The following is a 24947-nucleotide window of genomic DNA, read 5'->3' as shown; positions in this document are numbered from 1 at the left end:
AACCAAGACAAGAGATGTAAGTATAAAAAGATGCTAAATAAAGAAGAACTTGATTTAAGCCGGATTCCACAACACGTGGCAATTATCATGGACGGCAACGGACGTTGGGCAAAGTTGCGCGGACAAGAGCGCAGCTATGGACACCAGGCCGGCGCCGAGACAGTGCATGTCATTGCAGAAGAAGCGTCTAAATTAGGCATCAAATATCTGACTTTATATACGTTCTCCACCGAAAACTGGAATCGCCCCTCTAATGAAGTCGCTGCATTGATGGCGCTTCTGTTCGACTCTATCGAAGAGGAAACATTCATGAAAAACAACATCAGTTTCCGGGTTATCGGAGATCTGACCAAGCTGCCCGACAATGTGCGGGAACGTTTGGAAACCTGTATAGCACATACCGCAAATAATACTGGGATGTCTCTGGTACTGGCAATCAGCTACTCGTCCCGCTGGGAAATAACGGCAGCCGCCCGCCGCCTTGCAGTCTTAGTGCAAAAAGGCGAACTGACTCCCGAACAGATTGACAGCACCCTGTTGTCCCAATATCTTGCCACCGACTTCATGCCCGATCCGGATTTATTGATACGTACGGGCGGAGAAATCCGCTTGAGCAACTACCTGCTCTGGCAATGTGCCTACTCGGAACTTTATTTCTGCGACACCTACTGGCCTGACTTCCGTGAAGCGGAACTTCACAAAGCCATCCACGACTATCAGAAGCGTGAACGCAGGTTCGGAAAAACCAGCGAACAAATCCGCTGACCGGACAAACACAAATTGTAAATAGTAAATCGTAAATATAGTAAATAAAAAAATGTACTATCGTATTTCCTCCATACTCGTAACGTTTATCTGCCTCTTTAGCTGTGTACTGACCAGCTCGGCACAGGACACCAGCAATACCGATGAAACCGAAAAACCGGTTATTCTTTATTCGGGAACACCCAAGAAATATGAAATAGCGGATATTAAGGTAGTTGGAGCCAAGAATTATGAAGACTATGTAATCATCGGTTTATCCGGATTATCAAAAGGCCAGACAATTACCGTGCCCGGTGATGAAATAACGCAAGCCTGCAAACGCTACTGGCGTCACGGGTTGTTCTCCGATGTGCAAGTTACTGCGGATAAAATCGAGGGCGACCGGATTTGGCTTACAATCCACCTGACGATGCGCCCCCGCGTTTCCGATATTCGCTATCACGGTGTAAAGAAGTCGGAACGTGAAGATTTGGAAGCCCGGGTAGGTCTGATTAAAGGAAACCAGATTACCCCCAACCTGATAGACCGCGCCAAAACGTTGATTAAGCGCTACTTTGACGATAAGGGTTTCAAGAATGCCGACATCATCATCACGCAAAAGGATGATCCCAACAACGAGAACCAAGTCCTGGTAGATATCAATATCGACAAAAAGGAAAAAGTAAAGGTACATCAGATTACAATCACCGGTAATCAGGCCATCACAACCAAGAAGCTGAAACGTGTGATGAAGAAAACGAATGAAAAAGGTAAACTGCTCAACCTTTTCCGTACCAAAAAGTTTGTTGAAGAAAATTTTGAAGCCGACAAGCAACTGATTATAGACAAATACAACGAATTGGGTTATCGTGATGCCATGATTGTAAAAGACAGCATCAAGTCTTATGACGACCGTACGGTGGATATCTTCATGGAAATCGAAGAAGGACAGAAATACTACTTGCGCAATGTAACGTGGGTAGGTAACACCCTCTATCCTTCCGAACAACTGAATTTCCTGCTCCGTATGAAGAAGGGCGACGTCTACAATCAGAAGCTGCTGGAAGAGCGTACCAGTACAGATGAAGACGCTATCGGCAACCTCTACTACAACAACGGTTACCTCTTCTACTCGCTCGACCCCGTGGAAGTAAATATCGTAGGTGACTCCATCGACCTGGAAATGCGTATCTTCGAAGGCCGTCAGGCTACTATCAATAAAGTCAGCATCAACGGTAACGACCGTTTGTATGAAAACGTAGTCCGCCGTGAGCTTCGTACCCGTCCGGGACAGCTTTTCAGCCGTGAAGACCTGATGCGTTCCATGCGTGAAATCCAGCAAATGGGACACTTTGACCCCGAACAAATCCAACCGGATATCCAGCCCAAACCGGAAGACGGTACAGTGGATATAGGTTATGACCTCGTCTCCAAAGCGAACGACCAGGTAGAGTTCTCTGCCGGTTGGGGACAGACAGGTATTATCGGTAAACTGAGTCTGAAGTTCACCAACTTCTCCGTTGCCAACCTGTTGCATCCGGGTGAGAACTACCGCGGTATCCTGCCGCAGGGTGACGGCCAGACACTGACTATCAGCGGCCAGACCAATGCCAAATACTATCAGTCATACAGCGTATCGTTCTACGATCCGTGGTTCGGCGGCAAACGTCCGAATGCATTCTCCGTATCTGCATTCTACTCCCGCCAGACGGATATCAGCAGCCGTTACTATAACGATGCGTACATGAACAGTTATTACAACAGCTACTATAGCGGCATGTACGGTTATGGTATGTACAACTATGGCAACTATAACAATTATGAAAACTATTACGACCCCGACAAGTCCATCCAGATGTGGGGATTGGCTGTAATGTTCGGTAAGCGTTTGAAATGGCCGGATGACTACTTCCAATTTACGGCAGAATTGTCCTACCAGCGTTATATTCTGAGCGACTGGCAATACTTCCCCGTTACCAACGGTAAGTGTAACAACCTGAGTATAAACCTCACCTTGTCGCGCAGTTCTATCGACAATCCTATCTATCCGCGCCAGGGTTCCGAATTCTCGCTGTCGGCACAACTGACACCGCCCTACTCCCTGTTCGACGGTACAGATTACAGCAAGTACAGTACCAGCAATCAGGATGATATGAACAAGATGCACAAATGGATAGAATACCACAAGTGGAAATTCAAATCCAAAGTATACATCCCGTTGATGGACCCTATCGCCGTAAAACGCACTCCGGTGCTGATGGGACGCGTAGAATTCGGTCTGCTGGGACACTACAACAAATACAAGAAATCTCCGTTTGAAACCTTTGACGTAGGTGGCGACGGTATGACAGGATATTCCAGCTATGCAACCGAAAGTGTCGCCTTGCGTGGATATGAGAACAGCTCTCTTACTCCTTATGGCTACGAAGGTTATGCATACGCACGTCTCGGTTTGGAATTAAGATATCCGCTGATGCTGGAAACAAGTACCAGTATTTATGCGTTAACTTTCGTTGAAGCCGGTAACGCCTGGCACGACGTAAACAAGTTCAACCCGTTTGATTTGAAACGTTCTGCCGGTGTCGGTGTCCGCATCTTCCTGCCTATGATTGGTATGATGGGTATCGACTGGGCCTACGGTTTCGACAAGGTACTCGGTTCCAAGCAATACGGCGGCAGCCAGTTCCACTTCATCCTGGGACAAGAGTTCTAATTTGTTTAACTAAAACCAGAACATTATGAGAAAGAGTTTATTAATCATGTTTCTGCTGTTTGCCGCAGGCATTACAGCCAATGCACAGAAATTCGCCCTGATCGACATGGAATATATCCTAAAGAATATCCCTGCCTATCAAAGTGCGAGCAATGAATTGAACCAAGTGTCCAAACAGTGGCAAAACGAAGTCGAGAAGCTGGGTAAAGAAGCCAAGAGCTTGTACGACAGCTACCAGGCATCCGTCAAAACTCTTTCCGATGCACAAAAGACAAAGAAAGAAGAAGAGATTGTTGCCAAAGAGAAATCCGCAGCCGAACTGCGCCGCAAATACTTCGGTCCGGAAGGCGAACTTTTCAAAAAGCGTGAAGCGCTGATGCAGCCCATCCAAGATGAAATCTATGAAGCTGTAAAGGAAATCTCCACACAGAAAGGTTATGCGGTAGTAGTGGATCGCGCATCCGCATCAAGCATCATCTTTGCCTCTCCGAGTATTGACATAAGCAATGAAGTGCTTGCAAAATTAGGATATTCAAATTAATTTCATACATTTGCAGCCTATACAAAGAATTATCATCCAAAATAAATAGTAAATATTATGCTTAAAAAAATCGCACTGCTCGTAGTTATGTTTGCCCTCCCCCTGGGAGCTATGGCGCAAACTAAATTCGCTCACATGAACTCTCAAGAAGTAATTGTCACCATGCCGGAATACACAAAAGCACAAGCCGACCTGGATGCTATGTCTAAAGAGTACCAAACAGAAATGCAACGTACCCAGGAAGAGTTCAATAAGAAATATCAGGAATTCTTGGCACAAGCCGACTCACTTCCGAAAAACATTGCAGAAAGACGTCAGAAAGAACTGCAGGACATGGCACAACGCCAAGAACAGTTCCAACAGGAAGCATATCAGTCTATGCAAAAGGCACAGCAGGATGCCATGACTCCTATCTATAAAAAGCTGGACGAAGCTATCCAGGCTGTAGGTAAGGCTGAGGGTGTAGTATATATCTTCGACCTGGCCCGTACTCCGATACCTTATGTAGGTGCACAGAGTGTAGATGTAACTGCCAAAGTTAAAACGCAACTCGGCATCAAATAACACCGGTATCAAACAAACCGCATACCTCTAAACGAGGAATTCATCGAAAAGGTTAAGCCAGCAACGGCTTAACCTTTTTTTTATATCCCCTCTGCTCCTCTTATTTTGTACCAAGTTCTTCGGGTACTTCTTCGGAACCGCCATTCTTGCCAACGTCGTTCTCGGTTACGTAGCCGAAATGGCAGGCTGGGATTGGACGTTCATACTGCTGATAATAGCCTGCGCCCTATCCATTGTTTTCACATCATTCACATACAAAGAAGAAAAAGCTGCAAGAAAGTAACAATACAGTACTACAAAATAAGAAAACAAAAATGAAAGAATTGAATTCCACCCCAAGCAAAAGAGATAAGAAAACATTTCTTATTCATCAATTTCTATTTGTAATTCTGTTAGCGACCAGTTACCCTACATCTGTTTTTTCACAAACTTATCGTAAAATAGCAGGTTGGTCGGATGAGGTCAACAATAGAATTGAAAGTTTTTTGAATACAACACTCACAATGAATAACCGTAAAGTAGCAGTATTCGATGGTGACGGAACAGTTATCGGGCAGGTTCCCTATTATCTTGCAGATGAAGCCTTGTATCGTTATGCCGATAAAAACTACAAGGATAGAAACGATCCGCAAGCAAAAAGCAAAATTGCTATACTGAACCGTATGGTAAAAGACGGTAATAACGTAGGCAAAGCCTATGTAGAAGACCGCGTTCATTTTTTGGCAGGTATGACTCCTGCTGAAATCATGGATATGGGTTATGAATGCTACCTTGATTCATACCAAGGAAAATTCTATCCCGAAATGAAACAACTGATTGCTAATCTGAAAGAATACGGTTTTGAAGTATGGATACTTACTGCATCTCCAGAATTCCTCTATCAGAAATTCCTTGCTGAAGAGTTAGGGTTGCCCGATACACAAATTCTCGGAGTCAAATCTGTTGTAGCTAACGGAAGATTGACAGATGAGATAATTATGCCTATTCCACAAGATGACGGCAAAGCGAATGTAATTCCCACATTTATTAAGGCACGGCCGCTTATAGTCGGCGGGAATAGCCGTGGAGACATGGACATGCTGAACCAATCGTGCGGATTGAAAATTGTTGTAAATCCGGATGACACGACCATACGAGGGAAAGAAGATGGCCCGATGAACGGATATACAGTCAAGCAATATTGGGAAAAAGAGGGAGCGGTCATCGTGAAATGTAACGATATTCCAAACCCTGAAATAAAATTTCATACAGAAAGTTGGAAAATCAGAACAAACAAATCAAATCCTCAATAAGAGGGACATTATTCACATTAAATCTATTATGACATGAAACAGAAAATCATCAGTGCGCTCTTTTTGAGCGGTACCATGCTGGTATCAAATTTCGCATTTGCAGAGTCAGTTCCGGAAACTGCAACGACAACAACAGTGACTGAATCAGTAGCCGCAGCTACCGAAGAGTCTGAACCTACAAAATGGGAAAAAGTTTTGGAAAAACTGCCTAAGCTCTCCGGCTATCTTCAAACCGGCTGGAACTACAACTCAGTAGGTGACGGATCATCATCATTCCAAGCAAAACGTCTCCGTTTGATTATGGATGGAAATGTAGTTAAAAACGTGTCTTTCCGTTTACAAATTGAGGCTTTTAACGGCATTGCGGGTTCTACCAATGGAAATGGACAGAAGAACTTACAAGTAATGGATGCTTTTGTCACTGCTAAAATTTCAAAAGCATTCCAAGTACGTGTCGGCCAGTACTATCTGCCACTCGGTTATGAGAATTACGATCTCTCCCCTTCAACATTGGAAACTGTCGACTTCTCAAACATCTGCTATCGCATGGTTTGCCGCAATGCTATAGGTTATGACTTTGTAGATTATGGACGTGACCTTGGTATAATGGCATTCGGCGACTTGTTTACAGACGAAGCAAGAGGATTCAGCCGTTTAAGTTATAACCTGTCATTATCCAACGGACATCTGCCTATGAAAGACGATAACAATAAGTCTAAAGACATCGTAGCTGCTCTGACTTTCCGTCCTACAAAATTCTTCAATATAAAAGCTTCCTACAATTGGGGAGAATACAAAGGAACAGTCAATGATGAATCATTTAATTACCAACCTATGAATCGCGTCATCGTAGGTGCTTGGTACAACGACCCCAAAGGGCTCGACCTGCGTGCGGAATACGGGCACATAGGAAGTAGCAAAGACGGACGCGACATAATCAAAGAAGATGGTTTCTACGCTTTGGCAGGTTGGCATGCAGGTAAGTTCCTGCCGGTAGTACGTTATGATTTCTATCGTGATAAGGTAAACGACAGCAGCCTGAACAATTATGACCGTATTCTTTTGGGGCTCACTTACAATCCTTGCAATCATGTGAAGATACAAGCTAACTATTGTCACTCTTTCTATACCGACAAAGCAAAAGAAATAAGCAACAACGGTAAGCGAGGCTCCGATCAAATTCAACTAATGGGCGTTTTCTATTTTTAAACATATAAAAATCATACTATCATGAAAAAGTTATTTGTTTTATTGGCACTCGTTATGGGTGCAATGTCTGTAAATGCACAGCATTTAGGCAGTGAATACCGTTTGAAGAAAGTGATTCCTGTAGCCGGACGCCAAGGAATTGCCGTAGACAAGGACTACTATTACGTATCGGATACTAAAGTCCTTTACAAGTACGATAAAGAAGGCAATATGTTGATGAAGAATGACCAGCCGTTTCAGCACCCGGAAATAGCCAATCACTTCGGTGATATTGACGTCTATAATGGTGAAATCTACTGCGGTGTAGAAAAATTCGAATACGGCCGCGGTTACAATATTGCAGTATCGGTATACGATGCTGAAACATTGAAATGGAAAAGAGACCTACCCTGGTGTCCTGAATCAGGTCAGGTAGAAGTTTCCGGTCTGGCAGTAGACCGTGACAAGAACATAGTATGGATGTCCGACTGGGTAGACAGCCGCTATGTATATTGCTACAGCCTTGAAACCGGCAAGTACTATACCAAAATGCAATGTCGTCCCACTCCTTATTGGTGTCAGGGCATCTTCATTGCCGACGGTAAAATGCTTTTCACATCAGATGACGGTGAATCACTTTATCAGATACCCGATAATATTTATATCGCTGACATCACCGAAGTACCCTATACTGGACTGAAAGAAGGAGTAGAACCTGTACGAGACACTCCTTTCAGCGTAAAACTGGACAAAAGCGGAAAAGTAGTGACACGCAAGGGTAGTATTGCAGCCGGTGCTAAAGCCGGAAAGGTTGAACTGTTCCGGGAGATGAGCGACTTCCGTCGTGCCGGTGAGATAGAAGGTCTCTCCATTGACCCTGTGAACGACGACCTCGTTGTATTGAACAACCGCGGCACTCAAATTATTTTGGGTATGTCTCAAGGTCCATTCACTGAAGAAGGCTATAAGGGAGAAATTCATGAACTCTACATCTACGAAAAGATTAAATAAATATCCTAAGGGCACGAATTATACTGAATGACTTACAAAATCAATTCTTCTGTTCGTAAAATCCCGTACAATCCGTGCCCTATCCTCACAATTTACACTATCTTTGCTGCACACTATACTCTTAGCGTCAGAAAGATTGTATGAAACAAAAACTACCTTCCACTCCCGGCCCTATCGGTGTATTCGATTCTGGATACGGCGGGCTTACTATTTTAAGTAAAATACGGGAAGCCTTACCGGAATACGACTATATCTATTTGGGCGATAATGCCCGTGCCCCTTACGGAACGCGTTCTTTTGAAGTCGTCTACGAGTTTACATTGCAGGCAGTTACCAAACTGTTCGAGATGGGTTGCCACCTTGTAATCCTTGCCTGCAATACAGCATCCGCCAAAGCTCTGCGCAGCATACAGATAAACGACCTGCCGCACCTTGACCCGGCACGCCGTGTATTAGGCGTTATCCGCCCTACCGTGGAATGCATCGGCAATATAACTCGCAGCCGCCACGTTGGAGTACTTGCTACAGGCGGAACTATCAAGTCCGAATCCTATCCGTTGGAGATACATAAACTGTTCCCCGACATCAAAGTCAGCGGAGAAGCCTGTCCGCTATGGGTGTCACTTGTAGAGAACAATGAAGCACAAGGCGACGGAACGGATTACTTCGTCCGCAAATACATAAATGAACTCCTTGCCAAAGACCGGGAGATAGACACCGCCATCTTGGGTTGTACGCACTATCCGATACTGCTACCCAAAATCCGGAAATATATGCCGGAGAGTATCACGATAGTATCACAAGGCAAATTAGTGGCCGACAGTTTGAAAGACTATCTCCACCGCCATCCCGAAATAGACGCCCAATGTACCCAGAACGGCAAATGCAGTTACTATACCACCGAAGCGGAAGACAAATTCACCGAATCTGCCTCTATCTTCCTGAATGAAGCGGTAACGGTGCAGCGCATCGAGCTATAGGCATAAATTGTCCGGTATTAAACATTAAATCGAAAAAACTTGTTATATTTGTAGGACAAGAACTCTAAATTCATACCGCTATGAAAGAAGAAGATAAAAGCAAGCTCGTCGAAGTATTCAACGGATCGCTTTGGGAAGCCGAACTTGTAAAAAGTTTGCTGGAAAACAATGGCATCGAATCAACCTTAAAAGACGGGATGGTAGTAAACATTGTCCTGCCCGAGACAGCAGTCGATGTAGCAGTACTCGTCAATGAAGCGAATTATGAAGCAGCCATGGAAGTGGTTCGCTCATACGAAAAGAAAGAAGACGGAGATTAAATCTTCCCGCATCGGGAAACACACAAATATGGAACAACAACTAACGAGAATTGCTGTCAAAATAGGCAGTAATGTATTGACACGCCGTGACGGCACATTGGACGTAACCCGCATGTCCGCCCTTGTAGACCAAGTGGCGGAGCTGCATAAAGCAGGCGTGGAAATCATTCTCGTTTCTTCCGGAGCCGTTGCTTCGGGAAGAAGCGAGATACACCCCGCCAAGAAGCTGGATAGCGTAGACCAGCGCCAACTGTTCTCTGCCGTGGGGCAAGCCAAACTCATCAACCGTTATTACGAACTATTCCGTGAACACGGTATCCCTGTGGGGCAGGTGCTCACCATGAAAGAGAACTTCGCTACCCGCCGCCACTATCTCAACCAGAAAAACTGCATGACCGTAATGCTGGAAAACGGAGTGATTCCCATTGTCAACGAGAACGATACCATTTCCGTCAGCGAACTGATGTTCACCGATAATGACGAGCTCTCCGGACTGATAGCTTCCATGATGGATGCGCAAGTCCTGATTATCCTCAGCAATATCGACGGCATCTACAACGGCTCGCCTGCCGACCCTGCATCGGAAGTCATCCGTGAGATAGAGCACGGCAAAGACCTGTCCTCTTACATACAGACTTCCAAATCCAGCTTCGGACGCGGCGGCATGCTCACCAAAACCAATATTGCCCGTAAAGTGGCCGATGAAGGAATTACCGTTATCATCGCCAACGGCAAGCGCGACAATATCCTGGTAGACCTGCTGCATCAGGAACTCCCCGCCCTGTTCCCCGATGTTCAGTCCCCTGCTCTCGGTTCTCAACTAACTTACACCCGCTTCATTCCCGCTCCCCAGCCTGTATCCAGCGTAAAGAAGTGGATAGCCCACAGTGAAGGGTTTGCCAAAGGCGAACTGCACATCGACGATTGCGCCACAAAAGTACTTGCATCCGACAAGGCAGTCAGCATCCTTCCCATAGGCATCACCGATGTGCGGGGTGAGTTCGAGAAGGACGACATTGTGCGCATCATAGACTTTGAAGGAAATCCGATAGGCGTAGGCAAAGCCAATTGCAGTTCGGAGCAGGCTCGCGAGGCTATGGGAAAGCACGGCAAGAAACCTGTAGTGCACTATGACTATCTTTATATAGAATAAGTCCGGTTAATACCGATTATAATCACTACATTTGCAGAAGTATCAATTAATAAATCACTGAAAATGGATTTAAACAAGACCTTTTCCGCCGTACAGTATGCCAGTCGCAAGCTTTTGGCGCTGAACGACGAAAAGATTAACCAGATATTACTGGCCGTTGCAGATGCAGCCGAGAAAAGGACAGACTTTATCCTTGCCGAGAACCGGAAAGACCTGGACCGCATGGACATCTCTAATCCGAAGTACGACCGCTTGAAGCTGACGGCAGACCGCCTGAAGGGAATTGCAGACGATATCCGCAAGGTAGCCAAGCTACCCTCACCGGTAGGGCGCGTACAAAAGCAGGCAGTAATGCCCAACGGACTGAAGATAAAACGTGTAAGCGTTCCTTTCGGAGTAATCGGCATCATCTACGAAGCACGCCCCAACGTCAGTTTCGATGTATTCTCGCTCTGCCTAAAGAGCGGCAATGCCTGCATACTAAAAGGCGGAAGTGATGCAGACGCTTCCAACCGCGCCATTATCAGCGTGATACACGACGTTCTGAAACAGTTTGAAGTAGACCTGCACGTTGTGGAGCTGCTTCCTTCCAACCGTGAAGCCACCGCAGCATTACTGCATGCCAACGGTTATGTCGATTTGATTATCCCGCGCGGCAGCAGCAACCTCATTAACTTTGTCCGTCAGAATGCCACCATCCCGGTGATAGAAACCGGTGCAGGCATATGCCACACCTTCTTCGACCGTTACGGAGATGTAAAGAAAGGAGCCGCCATCGTCAACAACGCCAAGACGCGCCGCGTCAGCGTATGCAATGCTTTGGACTGCCTGCTCGTAGACGGCGACCGCATGAAAGACCTGCCCGCCCTCTGTGCACCGCTGCAGGAAAGCAATGTGATTATCTACGCAGATACACTTGCATACGCCTCTTTGCAAGGCCACTATCCGGCGGAACTGCTGAAAGAAGCCACGGAAGAGGATTTCGGTACGGAATTTCTGGACTACAAACTGGCTGTAAAAGTCGTTGAAGGCATGGACAGTGCCATAGCACACATACAGCAGTATGGTTCCAAACACAGCGAATGTATCGTAACCGAAGACAAAGAACATGCCGACTGGTTCTGCCGCGAAGTAGATGCCGCCTGCGTCTACGTCAACGCCCCGACTTCCTTTACAGACGGCGCACAGTTCGGACTGGGTGCGGAAATCGGCATCAGCACACAGAAGTTGCATGCTCGTGGGCCTATGGCTTTAGAGGAAATCACCACGTACAAGTGGATTATTGAAGGAGAAGGACAGATAAGAAAGTAAATTAACGCTTAATCGCTAATCACTAATCGCTAAAAAAATATGAAGAACTTTACTTGTGTGCAGGATATCGGCAATCTGAAAACTGCACTGGACGAAGCATTCGAAATCAAAAAAGACCGTTTCAAATATGTAGAGCTGGGACGTAATAAGACACTGATGATGATATTCTTCAACTCAAGTCTGCGTACCCGCCTCAGCACCCAAAAAGCCGCTCTGAACCTGGGCATGAATGTCATTGTATTGGACATCAACCAGGGAGCATGGAAGCTGGAAACCGAACGCGGCGTCATCATGGATGGCGACAAGCCTGAACACCTGCTGGAAGCTATCCCCGTAATGGGTTGCTACTGCGACGTAATCGGTGTGCGTTCCTTCGCCCGCTTCGAAGACCGCGAATACGATTACAACGAAGTAATACTGAACCAGTTTATCAAATACTCCGGCCGGCCGGTATTCTCCATGGAAGCCGCCACGCGCCATCCGCTGCAAAGTTTTGCAGACCTCATTACTATTGAGGAATATAAGAAAACGGCACGTCCCAAAGTCGTCATGACATGGGCTCCGCATCCCCGTCCGTTGCCGCAGGCTGTTCCCAACTCCTTCGCGGAATGGATGAACGCCACGGATTATGACTTTGTCATTACCCACCCTGAAGGTTATGAGCTCGACCCGAAATTCGTGGGCAATGCCCGTGTGGAATACGACCAGATGAAAGCCTTTGAAGGTGCGGACTTCGTATATGCCAAGAACTGGGCTGCCTATACCGGCGACAACTACGGACAAATACTGAGCAAAGACCGCGACTGGACCGTGAGCGACCGCCAAATGGCCGTAACCAACAATGCCTATTTCATGCACTGCCTGCCGGTACGACGCAACATGATTGTAACGGACGACGTGATTGAAAGCCCGCAATCCATCGTAATACCGGAAGCTGCCAACCGAGAGATTTCTGCGACAGTCGTGTTGAAACGCCTGATAGAAGGGTTATAAATACCATTTTATCGTAATCTCCGTATCTCTCATAGATAATACGCTTATATACGATACAAAACCTTAGTATGCCTTATGTTTTTTTTCGTCCCGCAATTGCGGGACGAATAGTTTCCAGCTGCGGGCTGTCGGGCCCGCAATTGGCAACCGGGCAGCCCGCAACTGCAAAACGAAGTTTTACTATAAGCATAACGACATTTTACATGTGCCCGAAGAATAAAACACAGCATACCGGCCAAGGATTTGCCAGCACTGTTCTTTATATTTGCCAGCACTCACACAAGCTCCTTTCTGCAAAACGGCAGCTCGGTCAGTGCTATGTGTCGGTAAGGGGGACAGAATCAGAATTAAAAGAAACTATTTCTCCGTTTCCTTTCCGGCCTCTTTCCACCCGATAAAGCCCTTGTCGAGCTCATAAACCTTATACCCTTTCCGGCTCAAAATAGCGGCGGCTTTCTTACTACGCTTTCCGCTGCGGCAATAAAGAGCTATCGGTTTATCTTTTTGAAGTGTAGAATCCGCAATGGCAGCAAACTGTTCGTCCAGCACATTGATATTGATACTGCCCGGAATATGCTCTTCCGAATATTCGGCAACCGTACGTACATCCAATCGCTGAATGTCGGAATCTGCTATCAATGTGGCAAACTCGTCCGCCGAGACGGATTCGAAATCCTCTCCTTTCTGCTGACATGAGAAGAGAGTGGAGAAGAACAGGCAAATGCCCGCAAAGAATACTTTCATAAGTCTACTTATTTTAGTCTGAATTAAAAATGCAATCAAAGTTATAACTTTTTCGTTTATTATGCCGCCCATACCGGGAAATATCTGCACCTACACCTCTGTACAACAAAAAAGAGGATGCTTTTCACTGCATCCCCTTTCTTGTTTTTACCTCATTACAGAGGCTCACTAACCATTATTATAAACAAATGCACACAATCAGAATTGGAACATCAGACGGGCCTGGAGCACGTGGAAGTTCTTGTCATATTGGAACTTGTCACGGTCAAGACGATTGTAAGTGTAGCTCAACATTACTTGGGCAAACTTGTTGAAAGAGTAGTTTACACCCAAAGTAGCGGAGTGCATGTTACCGCCACCGACACTTAATGATGTAGCCGGATAGTCTGCCAATATACCGTTGGGATAGTATTGGTCGCGTCCGGGAATATATTTCTCGCCTTCAACGAGGTCATTCAGACCGGTATAACTATAACGGGCAACCACTTCAAGCGCTCTTCCGTTCAAGCCTTTCAACAAAGCATCGGAATTGCTGTATTGATACGGATCGCCGAAGATTTTATAACCGGCTTCGATATAAGCTCCGTGGAAAGAGTTCTCACCAAGCGGATTACCTTTCTGCCATGCTTCGAGTGAGCCCCAAGAGTCGATAGAACCCAGATTAGCTTCGAACAATGCCTGGTCGTCACGTTCTTTGGTAACATGTTTGTACATATATTCACCACGGGTAAAGAAGTTATCTGTCTTGTATAAGAATTCAGCACCTACATCAAATACATTCTTCGCCCACGGCAGTTTGGCAGACAGGAAGTCCTGAGTAGCATCTACGTAAGTTTCCAATGAAGAACCGAGATCCAGTTCTGTTTTCAATACGTTGTTCTCCACCACACCCGTAGCGATATTGGCATAACGGAAAGCTGCTCCTACGTGGAATGTTCTGTCTTCGTTATTAATGGGACGCCATACCCAACGGCCGCCGAATGACATGCCCTGATATCCCGACGGCTGGTCGTTGTACTTGTTCTCGGCAAATACACCCTGATTGGCGAAGAAGTGGTTGTTGTAGAAAATATAACTCAAACCCAGCTCACGTGACGGTGAGAAAGCGTTGGCTGCCGCCGAGCGGGAAATGAAGTGCAGGCTTCCGCGGCTGGTATTGTTTGCCATGGATGCCGGATTGTTGTAATAACCGGCTTTAAAGCGATGAGTACCTTTTACACCTTCCAGCGAGTATTGCAGGAAGATATTCTTCTGTGAGAACTTGCCTTTGGAAAAGTCGAAATCGGCATAGAAGTACCAGTCTTCATAGCTCATAGAGGTACGGATGCGCGCATCGGTAATAGCAGCTCCCGATTTCACCGGAGTGAAATCCGAATGATAGTATGCACCGTCCATCATAAAACGTGCGCCAATCGTAAAGTTCAGATTCTCCTTGGAGTTGCTTACATTAACAACCGGCTTATTATCAAAGTCCTGGGCTTGGGCAACCGATCCTGACAGTGACAATGCAGCCAATACCGGCATTAAAATATACTTTTTCATATAATATAATCTGTATTAGTGTTAATAAATTAATTAGTAACCAAGTCTCTTAAGTGTTTCAACAGCATCCGGCACTGTCTGAGGAGCCGGAGCCTTACGCAGACCGTTGTCAATTAAGTATTTCAAGCTCATTTCAGAACGGTTGGTAAACAGACCGTCGCCATAGATGCCATGCAGGAGCTCATCATATTGTACGGTATTTCCCCAGTTGTACTGACCGAAATATTTTCCCATTTGCGCATAAGAATCGAATGAGTACGGATGGTTGAGCATACCGGATTTCTTGATAAGATAGGCCTGCCACGGAGCGTTCATTTCCGGATAGTCGTTGGGAGCGCCTGCGATGCAAGGACCGATGATATGAGCCTTGTATTCCAAACCGAGATTAATGAAAGAAGCATAACCCTGAGGAGTATCGTGTTTCAGGTCGGTAGCACCGTTACCCTCCCACAACAGGAAGCACATAGGAATTTTGCCTTTGAATTCTTCTGCCGTACGGCGAAGGCTTTCGAGAGAGAATGTCTGGAGAATGACCTTACCGTTGGTATTACCGACATTTACTTTATTATTCTTATAGAACGGTTCGCCGTCGCAAGGTTTGGTAATGATGTTCCAACCAAGTTCGTCAAGTTTATTGTAAACGCGCTTTTCAAAGTCCGAAGGGTTCAGCCAAGACTCTTTGAATTCAATATAGACACCCGGACGGTTGCCTGTATCCTGCGGATCATCCACATATTCAAATTTATAGGTCAGACAGTCGCGGGGTTTATCCGGATTCCAAGTACCGGTAACAGTGTATATGCGTTCACCGTTAACATCACGCTTCAGCATTTTTCCTTCAGCGTAACGGATTTGGTCTTCAAGAGCCGAGATATACTGGTGTTGTTCGGAAAACGACTCACGAGCCTGCTCAATGCTTGTTTCGTTAAACCAACTGCCGGCATCGAGTGCAAGCAACTCCTCATACATGTAAGACATTGCATAGTAAGGACGGAAACTTGCTTTATCGGCTTCTACAAGTTTTTCGGCTTCCGCCTCACTCATTCCATGACGCATATAGAACGCCTTACGGGTTGCCGGAACCAGTTCGCTATATACATTTTCAATATTAGTGGTACGCTTCAGGTTGTCATCGTGATTGGCAAGGATAACACCGTCCTTCGTACACTGAAGGTCGGATTCGAGGTAGTCCGCACCCATTTCGCGTGCCCAGCGCCAGGCCGATTCCGTTTCTTCCGGAGCCCAGAAAGTAGAACCGCGGTGAGCCATTACAGCATAAGGGGGTACGTAGTCGCGCACTTTTGCCATTTCGGCAGAGATTGTGTTTACTTCAACACGTGTTGCATCGTTATTCACATCTGTAAAATCTTGATCTTCACAGGAAGTGAAAGCTACTAAGGCCATACCTAACAAGGTTGCACTTAATTTGATTGGATTCTTCGACATAGTTCAATTTTTAAGGTAAATACTGGTTTAATGTCATTCTATATTATCTTAAAAAGATTATTTTTTGTTTCTTTCTGCAAGCAATGCCTTTTCGTCCTTATAGGTAAAGGACATCAGAATAATTGACAAGGCACAAGCTATAAGCAGCAGTATGAACGTCCAATCCCAGCCTGCCATTTCGGCTACGTAGCCGAGAACGACGTTGGCAAGAATGGCAGTTCCGAAGAAGTACCCGAAGAACCCGGTAAGTCCGGCAGCCGTACCTGCGGCATTCTTGGGAGCAAGGTCGAGCGCCTGAACACCGATCAGCATTACCGGTCCGTAGATAAAGAAACCGATAGCAATCAGAGACAAGGTTACGACTATATAGTTATCGGAGAACTGCCAATAAAGGAAGATGAACAAGGCAACGATAGCCATAAAGATGATAGTAGTCATTGCGCGTCCGCCTTTAAATACTTTGTCACTCAACCAGCCGCAAACCAATGTTCCGGGGATTGCAGCAAATTCATAGGCAAAGTATGCCCAGCCGGCTTGCTTGATATCATATCCCTGAGCTTCTTTCAGGAAAGTAGGAGCCCAGTCGAGACATCCGTAACGTACCATGTAGACAAAAGCATTGGCAATAGCAATGTACCAAAGCATCTTGTTGTTGAATACGTGTTTGAAGAAAATCTCCTTTGCGGTAAGCACTTCTTCCTGCTTCTCGCTATAGTTTTTAGGATAGTCGTTACGGTATTTCTCAATAGTGGGAAGCCCGCAAGACTGAGGGGTATCGCGAATCAGGCAATATGCCACCAACGCTACAAGAATAGCCACCGCTGCCGGGAATACATACGTACCGATGAGGAAGTAACGGGATGCGTCGGCACCATAGAACCAGGAACCGAACCACAACGCACCGTAAACTGCCATCGGGCCGACCAATGCACCGCCCACGTTATGGGCACAGTTCCAGATGGACATCATCGTTCCGCGTTCGGTCACCGAAAACCAGTGGGTCATGACACGTCCGCAAGGAGGCCATCCCATACCGTTGAACCAACCTACCAGGAAGTTTAAAACAGCCATTACGATAATGGCCAGTGATTTCTGTTCCGGACCGAAGAACTGTACCGGCACAATCATAAACATCATGGACACGGCAGCCAAAACCAATCCTAACGGAAGAAATACACGTGCGTTACTGCGGTCGGACACGCTTCCCATCAGGAACTTGGACAAAGCATAAGCTACGGCATTCATAGAGAGAACGATACTCAGTTCGCCCTTTTCAAAACCAAACTGGGCAAGTTCCGGAATGGCCATCGAGAAGTTCTTACGCACGATATAAAAACCTGCGTAACCGATAAATATACCCAGGAAGACTTGCCAACGGTAACTCTTATACGCCGAATCAATCTTCTCTGCCGGTAATTCCTGCTTATGAGCAGGTGGTGCTAAAAAATTCCACATAGTACTACGATTTTAAGAATAATATTATTTATCACTGTTTAATTTACGGGTTGCTTCCAGGTCGAGCGCTTCTGCCAGTATCGAAATGGGATGCTTCACCTTTGCCGGAGTGGACATTTCAATCTGCCATTTGCAAGTTTCGCAATCGGTAGCGACAAAGTCGGCAGCCACTTCTTCTATCTGTCGGAACAGCGAAGCGCCGATTCCCTGCGATGTTTCGTAATTCTCCTTTTTAAAGCCGTATGTACCCGCAATTCCGCAACATTGGGAATTGAGCACGGTAAGGTTTATATTGGGAATACTGCGCAACAAAGCGATGGAATAGTACGCCCAACCGAGCTTTTCCATGTGGCAAGGAGTATGATAGGCAATCTTCATCTTCACGTCATCACGGAATTTCAGTTTTACGTTTCCCTCTTCGAGCAGACGGAATATGAACCGGGTAGCCAGTTCTATGCTGTCGCGTACGTCCGCATTGTCAATGCCAAGCAGATGCGGGTATTCGTCGCGCATCGTGAAAATACAAGTCGATGAAGCTCCGATGACCGGACGCTTATCCTCAAAGACCGACTTACGGACTGAACGGAGATTTGCCTCAGCCTGCTTACGTGCCTGATTGATCAAGCCGTTGGAAATCAAAGCCACTCCGCAGCACTTCTCCTTTTCAAGCAAATGCACTCCATAGCCTATTGCATTAAGCACGCTTACCATATCTTTGCCCAACTGAGGGAAATTATAGTTGATGTAACAGCCGTGGAAAAAACTTACATGCTTCTTGTAATTATCCTGCGAAGCCATCGCATTCTTTTTGAACCAGCTCTCGAATGTCTGGGAAGAATACTTCGGGAACACACGGTGATGGTCTATCTTCAGGACTCCGTCCATTACCATTTTCACCGGCTTCAGAGATAATGTGGTATTCACAACGGGAGCAAAGGCAGATGCCATGGTTCCTACGAAATCCGTATTTGCCAGCATAATATCGCGCAATGCCGGTTTCTTCTTGCTGTATTTGATACGCGCCAACTGGATAATGTCGCCAATCTTCACATTCGACGGGCAGGCCACTTCACAGCGTTTACAGTTCAGACAATATTTCAACGCCTCATCAAAGTATTCGCCTCTCTTCAAGCGAAGACGCTCCTCATCCGGACCGGCCTGCTTCGGACCGGGATACTCGGGATTCACCGGAATAACCGGACAATATACCGTACAGACCGTACACTTGATACATTGCTCAAAATTGTTTTCGCTTATATTATTCTGCTGCATATTCATGACGTCATCCTTTTATTAAGTTATCCGCTACAAACAATGCCGTAAGCATGGAAACACCGGCACCGCAACCTTCATGTATCGTATTAGAGCCGCTCAGTACCGAACCTGCTGCAAACAGGTTCTGCTGTACTTCACCCTTAATCTTTATCCGCAACTTGTCGTCGGTGGCCACACCGAACGCCATATAATTCTGCTTGTTGAAGAACGATTTGTCATACCAACTGTCGCGGCCCGCCGTAAAATCCACATCACTGCCAAAAACCGGTTCGATAACACTGTCCGGCCGCGCCACCAGTCCATTGCTGAAATAGCTGCCGGAAGCAAGCACGAAGTTTTCCGCCACAAACGAGATATCTCCATGATTGACGGAATATACCGCCTGCACTCTATTGCCTTTGAAGTCGGCTTTCACTACCGTATCGCCCAGCATATAGACTCCGCCCAGCGCTTCAAAAGAACGGCGTAGCTGTTGCTGTGCACGGATGCCCGGCACAGAGGGCGGCATTGTCGGAATCAGCCATACCGGAATGTCCAACGCTTCTTTCAGCTTTCTTACCGGTGCGGCAGACGACAGTCCGAATACAGCCGGCAAAGCAACGCTGTCGAAGCCGGATACCTTTCCGGCCAACTCCCTGATTAAAGTCTCAAGCGTTTTGTCATTCTCCAGAACCCTGGCAATATTGGTGGAACGCATTTCCGTCGGGCTAATCCGCAATCTTTCCAGTTCGGGAAGATTGATAGAAGATATACGGCATTCAGCACCGCACTTCTCAAAACTGTCGGCTACAAATTTCGTATTGAAGTCAAGAAATCCGGCTATATTGACCACCAGCACTTTCTTGCCTGCTATATCATGGGGCGATGAAAGTTGCGTGAAGTCGGAGAACGTCAGCCACGTCGGCTTCAACGTGCCCATCGGAGTTATACGCAAATGATTACGTTCCGCATCACCGTTCACTTCAATACCGCAATCAAGGAACAACTGTTTCGCCTCACGGACATAATATGCAAACTTACCGTCCAGCTTGGCGTAGGGGTGATTTGCGCCAACCCTGCCGGCAGCCGCAAGCGGATTATCCACCTTTGTCCCGTCGGCCAGTTCGTTGAGCAAATCGAATGAACCGGAAGAAAAATGCAACGCACTTTGTCCGGTGGAAATGATAGCACACTTCACGCCATTCTTCTGCAAACGGATGCCACACGTCAGACCGGCAAGCCCCCCACCTACTATTAAAGTATCAAATTTCATCTTTATTCATTTTATTCCATTCCACAAACTCCACCATATATCCACTGGGTATATTCGCTTTCGCGCAGCGCCTCGCCCCATGCCACAGGATACAATCCTTTCCAGCGTTCGTTCAGGAACGAAGCCAAATCCTCTTTCGCCTTTTGGGAGCAATTATGCGCCTCGCCCAGCAATCCTGCCGCACGACAGGCACAGAGTTCCCCCTGACACGTACCCATGCCGACACGTGTGCGGCGGCGCAGGTCTATCAGGTTGTGCACATCAAGTTCGTTCACGGCATAGTTCACTTCACCTACGGTCACATCCTCACATTCGCAAACCAGGCTGTTATCGTACTTGCTTTCCGATGCAATCCTGGCAGCCATTTCACCGTGACGGCCTACCGAAGAACGTTTTGGTTGTTCCGCCACCACCTGCTTGCCCCCCGAACGGTCCTCTTCCATGCGCGAACCGGGAAGGGGTTCGTTCATTGTAATGCAAGGCTTGTCGATGCCAAGCTTCTTGCAAGCCAGGTCTGTGGCCCACTCCGCCATCAGCCGGTATGTCATCAGTTTTCCGCCCGTGATAGTTACGAATCCCGGAACACCATCGCGCACTTCGTGATCCAACAACACGATGCCGCGGCTGATATTACGGCCGGAAGGGTCATTATCGGCAGCCACCAGCGGGCGAACGCCGGCGTATGCACGCAAAATACGGGTTGTAGCCAGAGCAGGAGCCAACTTCTCGCCCTCCGACAACAGCAAATCCACCTCTTCCGGTGTAACCCGCACATCATCCACCTCATCAAATCCCACACGGCTGGAAGTCGTTCCAATCAAGCAGATTGTATCTCCAGGAACAAGAATATCTGCATTGGCCGGTTTACGACAACGGTTAAGCACTACATTATTGATTCGATGCCCAAAAATCAATAACGAGCCTTTTGCCGGGAACATGTCCACCCTTATGCCTGCTTTTGCAGCAATGCCATGTCCCCAAATACCACCCGCGTTTATAGTCAGAGGTGCGTAATAATTATGTTCGGTTTTTGTTTTATGATTAAGTACCGTGACTCCTACAACTCTTCCCTGCTCTTGAATCAATGCGGTCACTTCGTGATACACCAGCACTTTCGCACCGTGAGCCTTGGCGTCGATGACATTTGCCAGCGTCAGCCTGAAAGGGTCTATCGAACCGTCGGGCACTTTCACTGCACCTATTATCGCAGGATTTACCGAAGGTTCTATCAACCTCGCCTCTGCAGGGTCGATTACCTGTGCATCGATACCCGCTGCCCGGCACGATTCTACAAATAAGTTTTGATATGAAAGGTCGTCTTCCGGAAGAGAGATAAACAGACCTCCGTTTTCCTCTACGCAATGGCGTGCTATCTTCCGGAGAATCATATTCTCTTTAATACATTCGGCTGCCGATTCTCTATCGGTCACTGCATAACGGGCGCCGCTGTGAAGCAAACCGTGGTTTCGTCCGGTGGCGCCGGCAGCAAAATCAAAGCGTTCAACAAGCAAAACGCGCATTCCGCGCAAAGCGCAATCTCTTGCCGTACCTGCTCCGGTTGCGCCTCCGCCAACAATGATGACGTCAAATTCGTTAATCTCGCTATTAAGTATCATGTCTCTTATAATATTAGTTAACGCAGTTTGATTTTCAAGATTAGTATAACAGCACCGCTGCTTTCTTATCAAAACAAACAAGGTTTCATTTCGCAACAAATATAAAAGCTATTTTTATAACTACGAAACTTTTTCGCTGTTTTTTCACTGAATAACAGAAAAAAAATCTTCAGGCAAGAAGTTTCATACCTGTAAGCACAGATTATACTTACGTTTCAAAAGGGAATATTATCGGACAAACATTTTATCATTTCTTAGCATTCTGAGTTTCTTTATACTGTTTTTTTCAGCTATATTAGCGCATTGAATACTATTTAAAGCCTATTATGACAAAAGAAGAGAGACAATCTATCATACTGGAGTTGTTGATACAGCATAATTCTATTTTGGTAACAGATTTAGCCACACACCTCAATGTTTCGTCAGTTACGATACGTAAGGATTTAACAGACCTCGAAAGAGAAAAGAAACTGTACCGAAACCACGGAAAGGCTATTTTGATAGACCCTTACATCGACAACCGGAACGTCAGTGAGAAAGAAAAGCTGTATGTCGAAGAAAAGAGACTGATTGGAATGAAAGCCGCCAGCCTCATCACTCCCAAAGATTCCATATTGATAGCATCGGGAACAACCATGCACGCACTTGCCCGCAGCATCGTTCCGGCAGATGAACTGACCGTTATTACCGCTTCCATGGAAGTATCGAATATCCTGGCAAGCGAAAAGAACATCTATATTATTCAACTCGGCGGCATATTGCGGCACAGCAGTCTGTCCGTGGTAGGGAAATATGCAGAAAACATATTGGCAGACTTTTCGTGCAGCAAGCTGTTTATCGGCGTAGACGGCATCGACCTCGACTTCGGCATCACCACTACCAATATGATGGAAGCGAGCCTCAACCGCGTAATGATGCAGACTGCCCAGAAAACGATAGTGCTTGCGGATTCCTCCAAGTTCGGACGGAGAGGTTTCAGCAAGATTGCCGATATGGAAGATGTAGACCACATCATTACCGACTCACGCATCCCGCCTTCCACCGCTTTACGCCTGGAGGAAATGGGCATTGAAGTGACAATTGCCGACAGCGTTCATCACAACAGCATCTGAATATAGACAAGAAAGTGTATCAAAGAACCGGCATATAAATCCCGCCCCACTTTGATACACTTTCTTATCTATATATAATGTATAAAATCAACCTTCCTCTACACGAAGCCCCGCTTCGTCCAAAACATAAGTCTTAAAACAGCCGGAATAAGTATAAATCCTAAACCGGACATCCACCCCCCGCACGCCTTCAGTCATATATTGCTTTAAAGGGACGGACAGATAAGCACGCTTGCCATAATCCTGCACACTGCTGCTTACCTCGTGATACAAAGTCAACCGCACCTTGACACGTCCGCTGTTTTCATCCACAACAGCCTCATCCTCCACAAAATGGAAAAAATGCTTGCCCTGCTGTTTTACCTTTACTATAATATTCAGATAATCATACCCCCGCCAGATACTCTGTATCTCCGAAGGTTCTGTTTTCACGCCCTCCTCAAACTCCGCGGCAGCCAGTGGCACGGGAGAAACCGTTTGCAGCAAAGCATACAGCTTTGCGCCCGCAACATCGCCGTCCCCGATTGCCAATGTCTCGTAATTGGCAACGATGCGAATGGCCGTGTCCGCACTTACACGCAGCCCCGATGCGCCTTCAACAATCCGAAGCCGCTCACCTTCATCGGTCAGCACCGATTCCAGCCGCCCGTCCATTCCGGAAAATGCAGTCAGGAAATCCTGCTTCACGGAAGGATAGCGGTAATCATCGTCTCCGCACGATGCCAGCAGACACGACAGCAGGACGACAAGCAGACTACAGCAATGTTTTTTCATACTTACCACGCAAACTGTTACAATTCCACTCCGGCGCACGGCAAAAACATCATTTGGTTGCAGCCAGATAATTCGTCAGCGGATTGGCATACATCAGCAGCAGCTTCTCACGCAGGAAGTCCACATCCTTATTGGGAAGGGTGATACGTTCCAACTGTCCGTCGATATAACTTATAAAACGCTTCTTATCCTCTGCGGTATAATGCTCTACGAAGCGTTCTTCCTTATACAGCAAATCGTGAGCCACGTAATTGGTGGCAAAAATACGGTAGTTAGCATGGATACGCTTGTCAATCAAAGCAGATATGGCTACGAACAGCTCCGGTTTCGGCAATGTCCGCTCCAGTTCGCCCAAATCCTCATTGATACAGGATGCCATACGGAAACAGACGCGGCCCTTATATCCCAAAAGTCCGGTCTGCATGTTCAGCAAGTCATCATCCGTGGTTTTCTTATAGTCGGGTATGTCGCGTTTCAGTTGGAACTCCTGCGCTTTCAGATAGTCGCAAGGGTCGTATTCGTACGAAATGGAGAGCGGAACGATATTCAATTCCTGAAGATTGGTGATAATGTCTCCGTCGCCCCCCATTGCCAGCATCTTCAGAACGCTGTCCTGCGTAACGTCATTGGAATCTTTTGCACGCCCTTCGCGCTGGGCAATCCAGATAGACTGTTTTTTCTCCGCAATGGTGTAGTGCATATAGCGGGACATCCGTATGGACGATTCCAGCATCTGGCGCATGGTCAGCGCGCGCTGTACGGTGAAACATTTGTTGATGCGCACCAGTTTCTTGATCCAGGGGTAAATCAGCAGATTGTCACCGATAGCGATTTCCACGGTGTCCAATCCCTGTTCCACCAGGAGAACAGACAAAAAACCGGAGTCGAGAATAATGTCCCGATGATTGGAGACATAGGTAT

The 24947-nt window shown here is 46.6% G+C and carries 22 protein-coding genes and 1 pseudogene; 14 read left to right on the top strand and 9 right to left on the bottom strand.

Annotation, left to right across the window (positions count from 1 at the left end; translation table 11 throughout):
* The first annotated feature begins 30 nt into the window (after window positions 1–30).
* From AB5903_RS15685 to AB5903_RS15625, 13 genes and pseudogenes are all read left to right on the top strand, one after another.
* Window positions 31–765: an isoprenyl transferase gene (locus AB5903_RS15685; protein WP_117665989.1), complete on the top strand. Its 735-nt coding sequence runs from the start codon at window positions 31–33 to the stop codon at window positions 763–765.
* Window positions 766–817: 52 nt separating this feature from the next.
* Window positions 818–3457 carry an outer membrane protein assembly factor BamA gene (bamA, locus tag AB5903_RS15680; RefSeq protein ID WP_005652859.1) on the top strand — a complete coding sequence of 880 codons (2640 nt, stop codon included), beginning with the start codon at window positions 818–820 and terminating at the stop codon, window positions 3455–3457.
* Window positions 3458–3482: 25 nt separating this feature from the next.
* A complete protein-coding gene (locus AB5903_RS15675) occupies window positions 3483–3998 on the top strand; it encodes an OmpH family outer membrane protein (RefSeq protein WP_005652861.1) in 516 nt (171 codons plus the stop codon).
* 57 nt (window positions 3999–4055) lie between these two features.
* A complete protein-coding gene (locus AB5903_RS15670) occupies window positions 4056–4562 on the top strand; it encodes an OmpH family outer membrane protein (RefSeq protein ID WP_005652863.1) in 507 nt (168 codons plus the stop codon).
* Between the two features lie 115 nt (window positions 4563–4677).
* Window positions 4678–4845, top strand: a pseudogene (gene glpT / locus AB5903_RS15665) (glycerol-3-phosphate transporter); the annotation flags it as partial.
* Window positions 4846–4876: 31 nt separating this feature from the next.
* Window positions 4877–5854 carry an HAD family phosphatase gene (locus AB5903_RS15660; RefSeq protein WP_117902125.1) on the top strand — a complete coding sequence of 326 codons (978 nt, stop codon included), beginning with the start codon at window positions 4877–4879 and terminating at the stop codon, window positions 5852–5854.
* 33 nt (window positions 5855–5887) lie between these two features.
* Window positions 5888–7063: a porin gene (locus AB5903_RS15655; RefSeq protein WP_005656382.1), complete on the top strand. Its 1176-nt coding sequence runs from the start codon at window positions 5888–5890 to the stop codon at window positions 7061–7063.
* Between the two features lie 21 nt (window positions 7064–7084).
* The gene (locus AB5903_RS15650; RefSeq protein ID WP_272710672.1) at window positions 7085–8053 is read left to right on the top strand and encodes a YncE family protein; all 969 of its coding nucleotides are present in this window, start codon (window positions 7085–7087) and stop codon (window positions 8051–8053) included.
* A 140-nt stretch (window positions 8054–8193) separates the two neighbouring features.
* Window positions 8194–9033 carry a glutamate racemase gene (gene murI / locus AB5903_RS15645; protein ID WP_005656378.1) on the top strand — a complete coding sequence of 280 codons (840 nt, stop codon included), beginning with the start codon at window positions 8194–8196 and terminating at the stop codon, window positions 9031–9033.
* Between the two features lie 80 nt (window positions 9034–9113).
* Complete coding sequence (locus AB5903_RS15640; protein ID WP_016661165.1) at window positions 9114–9353, top strand: DUF2007-related protein; 240 nt, start codon at window positions 9114–9116, stop codon at window positions 9351–9353.
* A gap of 28 nt (window positions 9354–9381) precedes the next feature.
* Window positions 9382–10506, top strand: coding sequence for a glutamate 5-kinase (gene proB / locus AB5903_RS15635; protein ID WP_272710673.1), 1125 nt, complete (start codon window positions 9382–9384; stop codon window positions 10504–10506).
* A 63-nt stretch (window positions 10507–10569) separates the two neighbouring features.
* Entirely contained in the window at window positions 10570–11817 is a 1248-nt protein-coding gene (locus AB5903_RS15630; RefSeq protein WP_272710674.1) for a glutamate-5-semialdehyde dehydrogenase, read from the top strand.
* A 39-nt stretch (window positions 11818–11856) separates the two neighbouring features.
* Entirely contained in the window at window positions 11857–12810 is a 954-nt protein-coding gene (locus AB5903_RS15625; RefSeq protein WP_005656370.1) for an N-acetylornithine carbamoyltransferase, read from the top strand.
* A 357-nt stretch (window positions 12811–13167) separates the two neighbouring features.
* On the opposite strand, the gene AB5903_RS15620 is transcribed toward AB5903_RS15625, so the two are convergent.
* From AB5903_RS15620 to glpA, 7 genes are all read right to left on the bottom strand, one after another.
* The gene (locus AB5903_RS15620; RefSeq protein ID WP_016661162.1) at window positions 13168–13554 is read right to left on the bottom strand and encodes a rhodanese-like domain-containing protein; all 387 of its coding nucleotides are present in this window, start codon (window positions 13552–13554) and stop codon (window positions 13168–13170) included.
* Window positions 13555–13752: 198 nt separating this feature from the next.
* Complete coding sequence (locus AB5903_RS15615; protein ID WP_005656365.1) at window positions 13753–15096, bottom strand: porin; 1344 nt, start codon at window positions 15094–15096, stop codon at window positions 13753–13755.
* A 33-nt stretch (window positions 15097–15129) separates the two neighbouring features.
* Window positions 15130–16542: a glycerophosphodiester phosphodiesterase family protein gene (locus tag AB5903_RS15610; protein ID WP_005656364.1), complete on the bottom strand. Its 1413-nt coding sequence runs from the start codon at window positions 16540–16542 to the stop codon at window positions 15130–15132.
* Between the two features lie 57 nt (window positions 16543–16599).
* The gene (gene pgtP, locus AB5903_RS15605) at window positions 16600–17997 is read right to left on the bottom strand and encodes a phosphoglycerate transporter protein PgtP (RefSeq protein WP_005656362.1); all 1398 of its coding nucleotides are present in this window, start codon (window positions 17995–17997) and stop codon (window positions 16600–16602) included.
* 24 nt (window positions 17998–18021) lie between these two features.
* Window positions 18022–19275 carry an anaerobic glycerol-3-phosphate dehydrogenase subunit GlpC gene (gene glpC / locus AB5903_RS15600; protein WP_060385601.1) on the bottom strand — a complete coding sequence of 418 codons (1254 nt, stop codon included), beginning with the start codon at window positions 19273–19275 and terminating at the stop codon, window positions 18022–18024.
* A gap of 4 nt (window positions 19276–19279) precedes the next feature.
* Window positions 19280–20524, bottom strand: coding sequence for a glycerol-3-phosphate dehydrogenase subunit GlpB (gene glpB / locus AB5903_RS15595; protein ID WP_272710675.1), 1245 nt, complete (start codon window positions 20522–20524; stop codon window positions 19280–19282).
* An 11-nt stretch (window positions 20525–20535) separates the two neighbouring features.
* Entirely contained in the window at window positions 20536–22140 is a 1605-nt protein-coding gene (glpA, locus tag AB5903_RS15590; RefSeq protein ID WP_016661154.1) for an anaerobic glycerol-3-phosphate dehydrogenase subunit A, read from the bottom strand.
* Between the two features lie 326 nt (window positions 22141–22466).
* On the opposite strand from glpA, the gene AB5903_RS15585 reads away from it, so the two are divergent.
* A complete protein-coding gene (locus AB5903_RS15585; RefSeq protein ID WP_005656353.1) occupies window positions 22467–23252 on the top strand; it encodes a DeoR/GlpR family DNA-binding transcription regulator in 786 nt (261 codons plus the stop codon).
* Between the two features lie 87 nt (window positions 23253–23339).
* Here AB5903_RS15585 and AB5903_RS15580 read toward each other — a convergent pair whose 3' ends face one another.
* The gene (locus AB5903_RS15580; protein ID WP_272710676.1) at window positions 23340–24026 is read right to left on the bottom strand and encodes a NigD-like C-terminal domain-containing protein; all 687 of its coding nucleotides are present in this window, start codon (window positions 24024–24026) and stop codon (window positions 23340–23342) included.
* A gap of 49 nt (window positions 24027–24075) precedes the next feature.
* On the bottom strand, window positions 24076–24947 hold an 872-nt coding region (locus AB5903_RS15575; protein WP_368118008.1), incomplete at its 5' end, for a 1-acyl-sn-glycerol-3-phosphate acyltransferase.

This window comes from Bacteroides sp. 2201st1_D9_2201SCRN_220225 (assembly GCF_040928965.1).
Lineage (GTDB): Bacteria > Bacteroidota > Bacteroidia > Bacteroidales > Bacteroidaceae > Bacteroides > Bacteroides stercoris.
The sequence above is the reverse complement of the archived record's forward strand: the minus strand, read 5'-3'. Positions and strand labels throughout refer to the sequence as shown.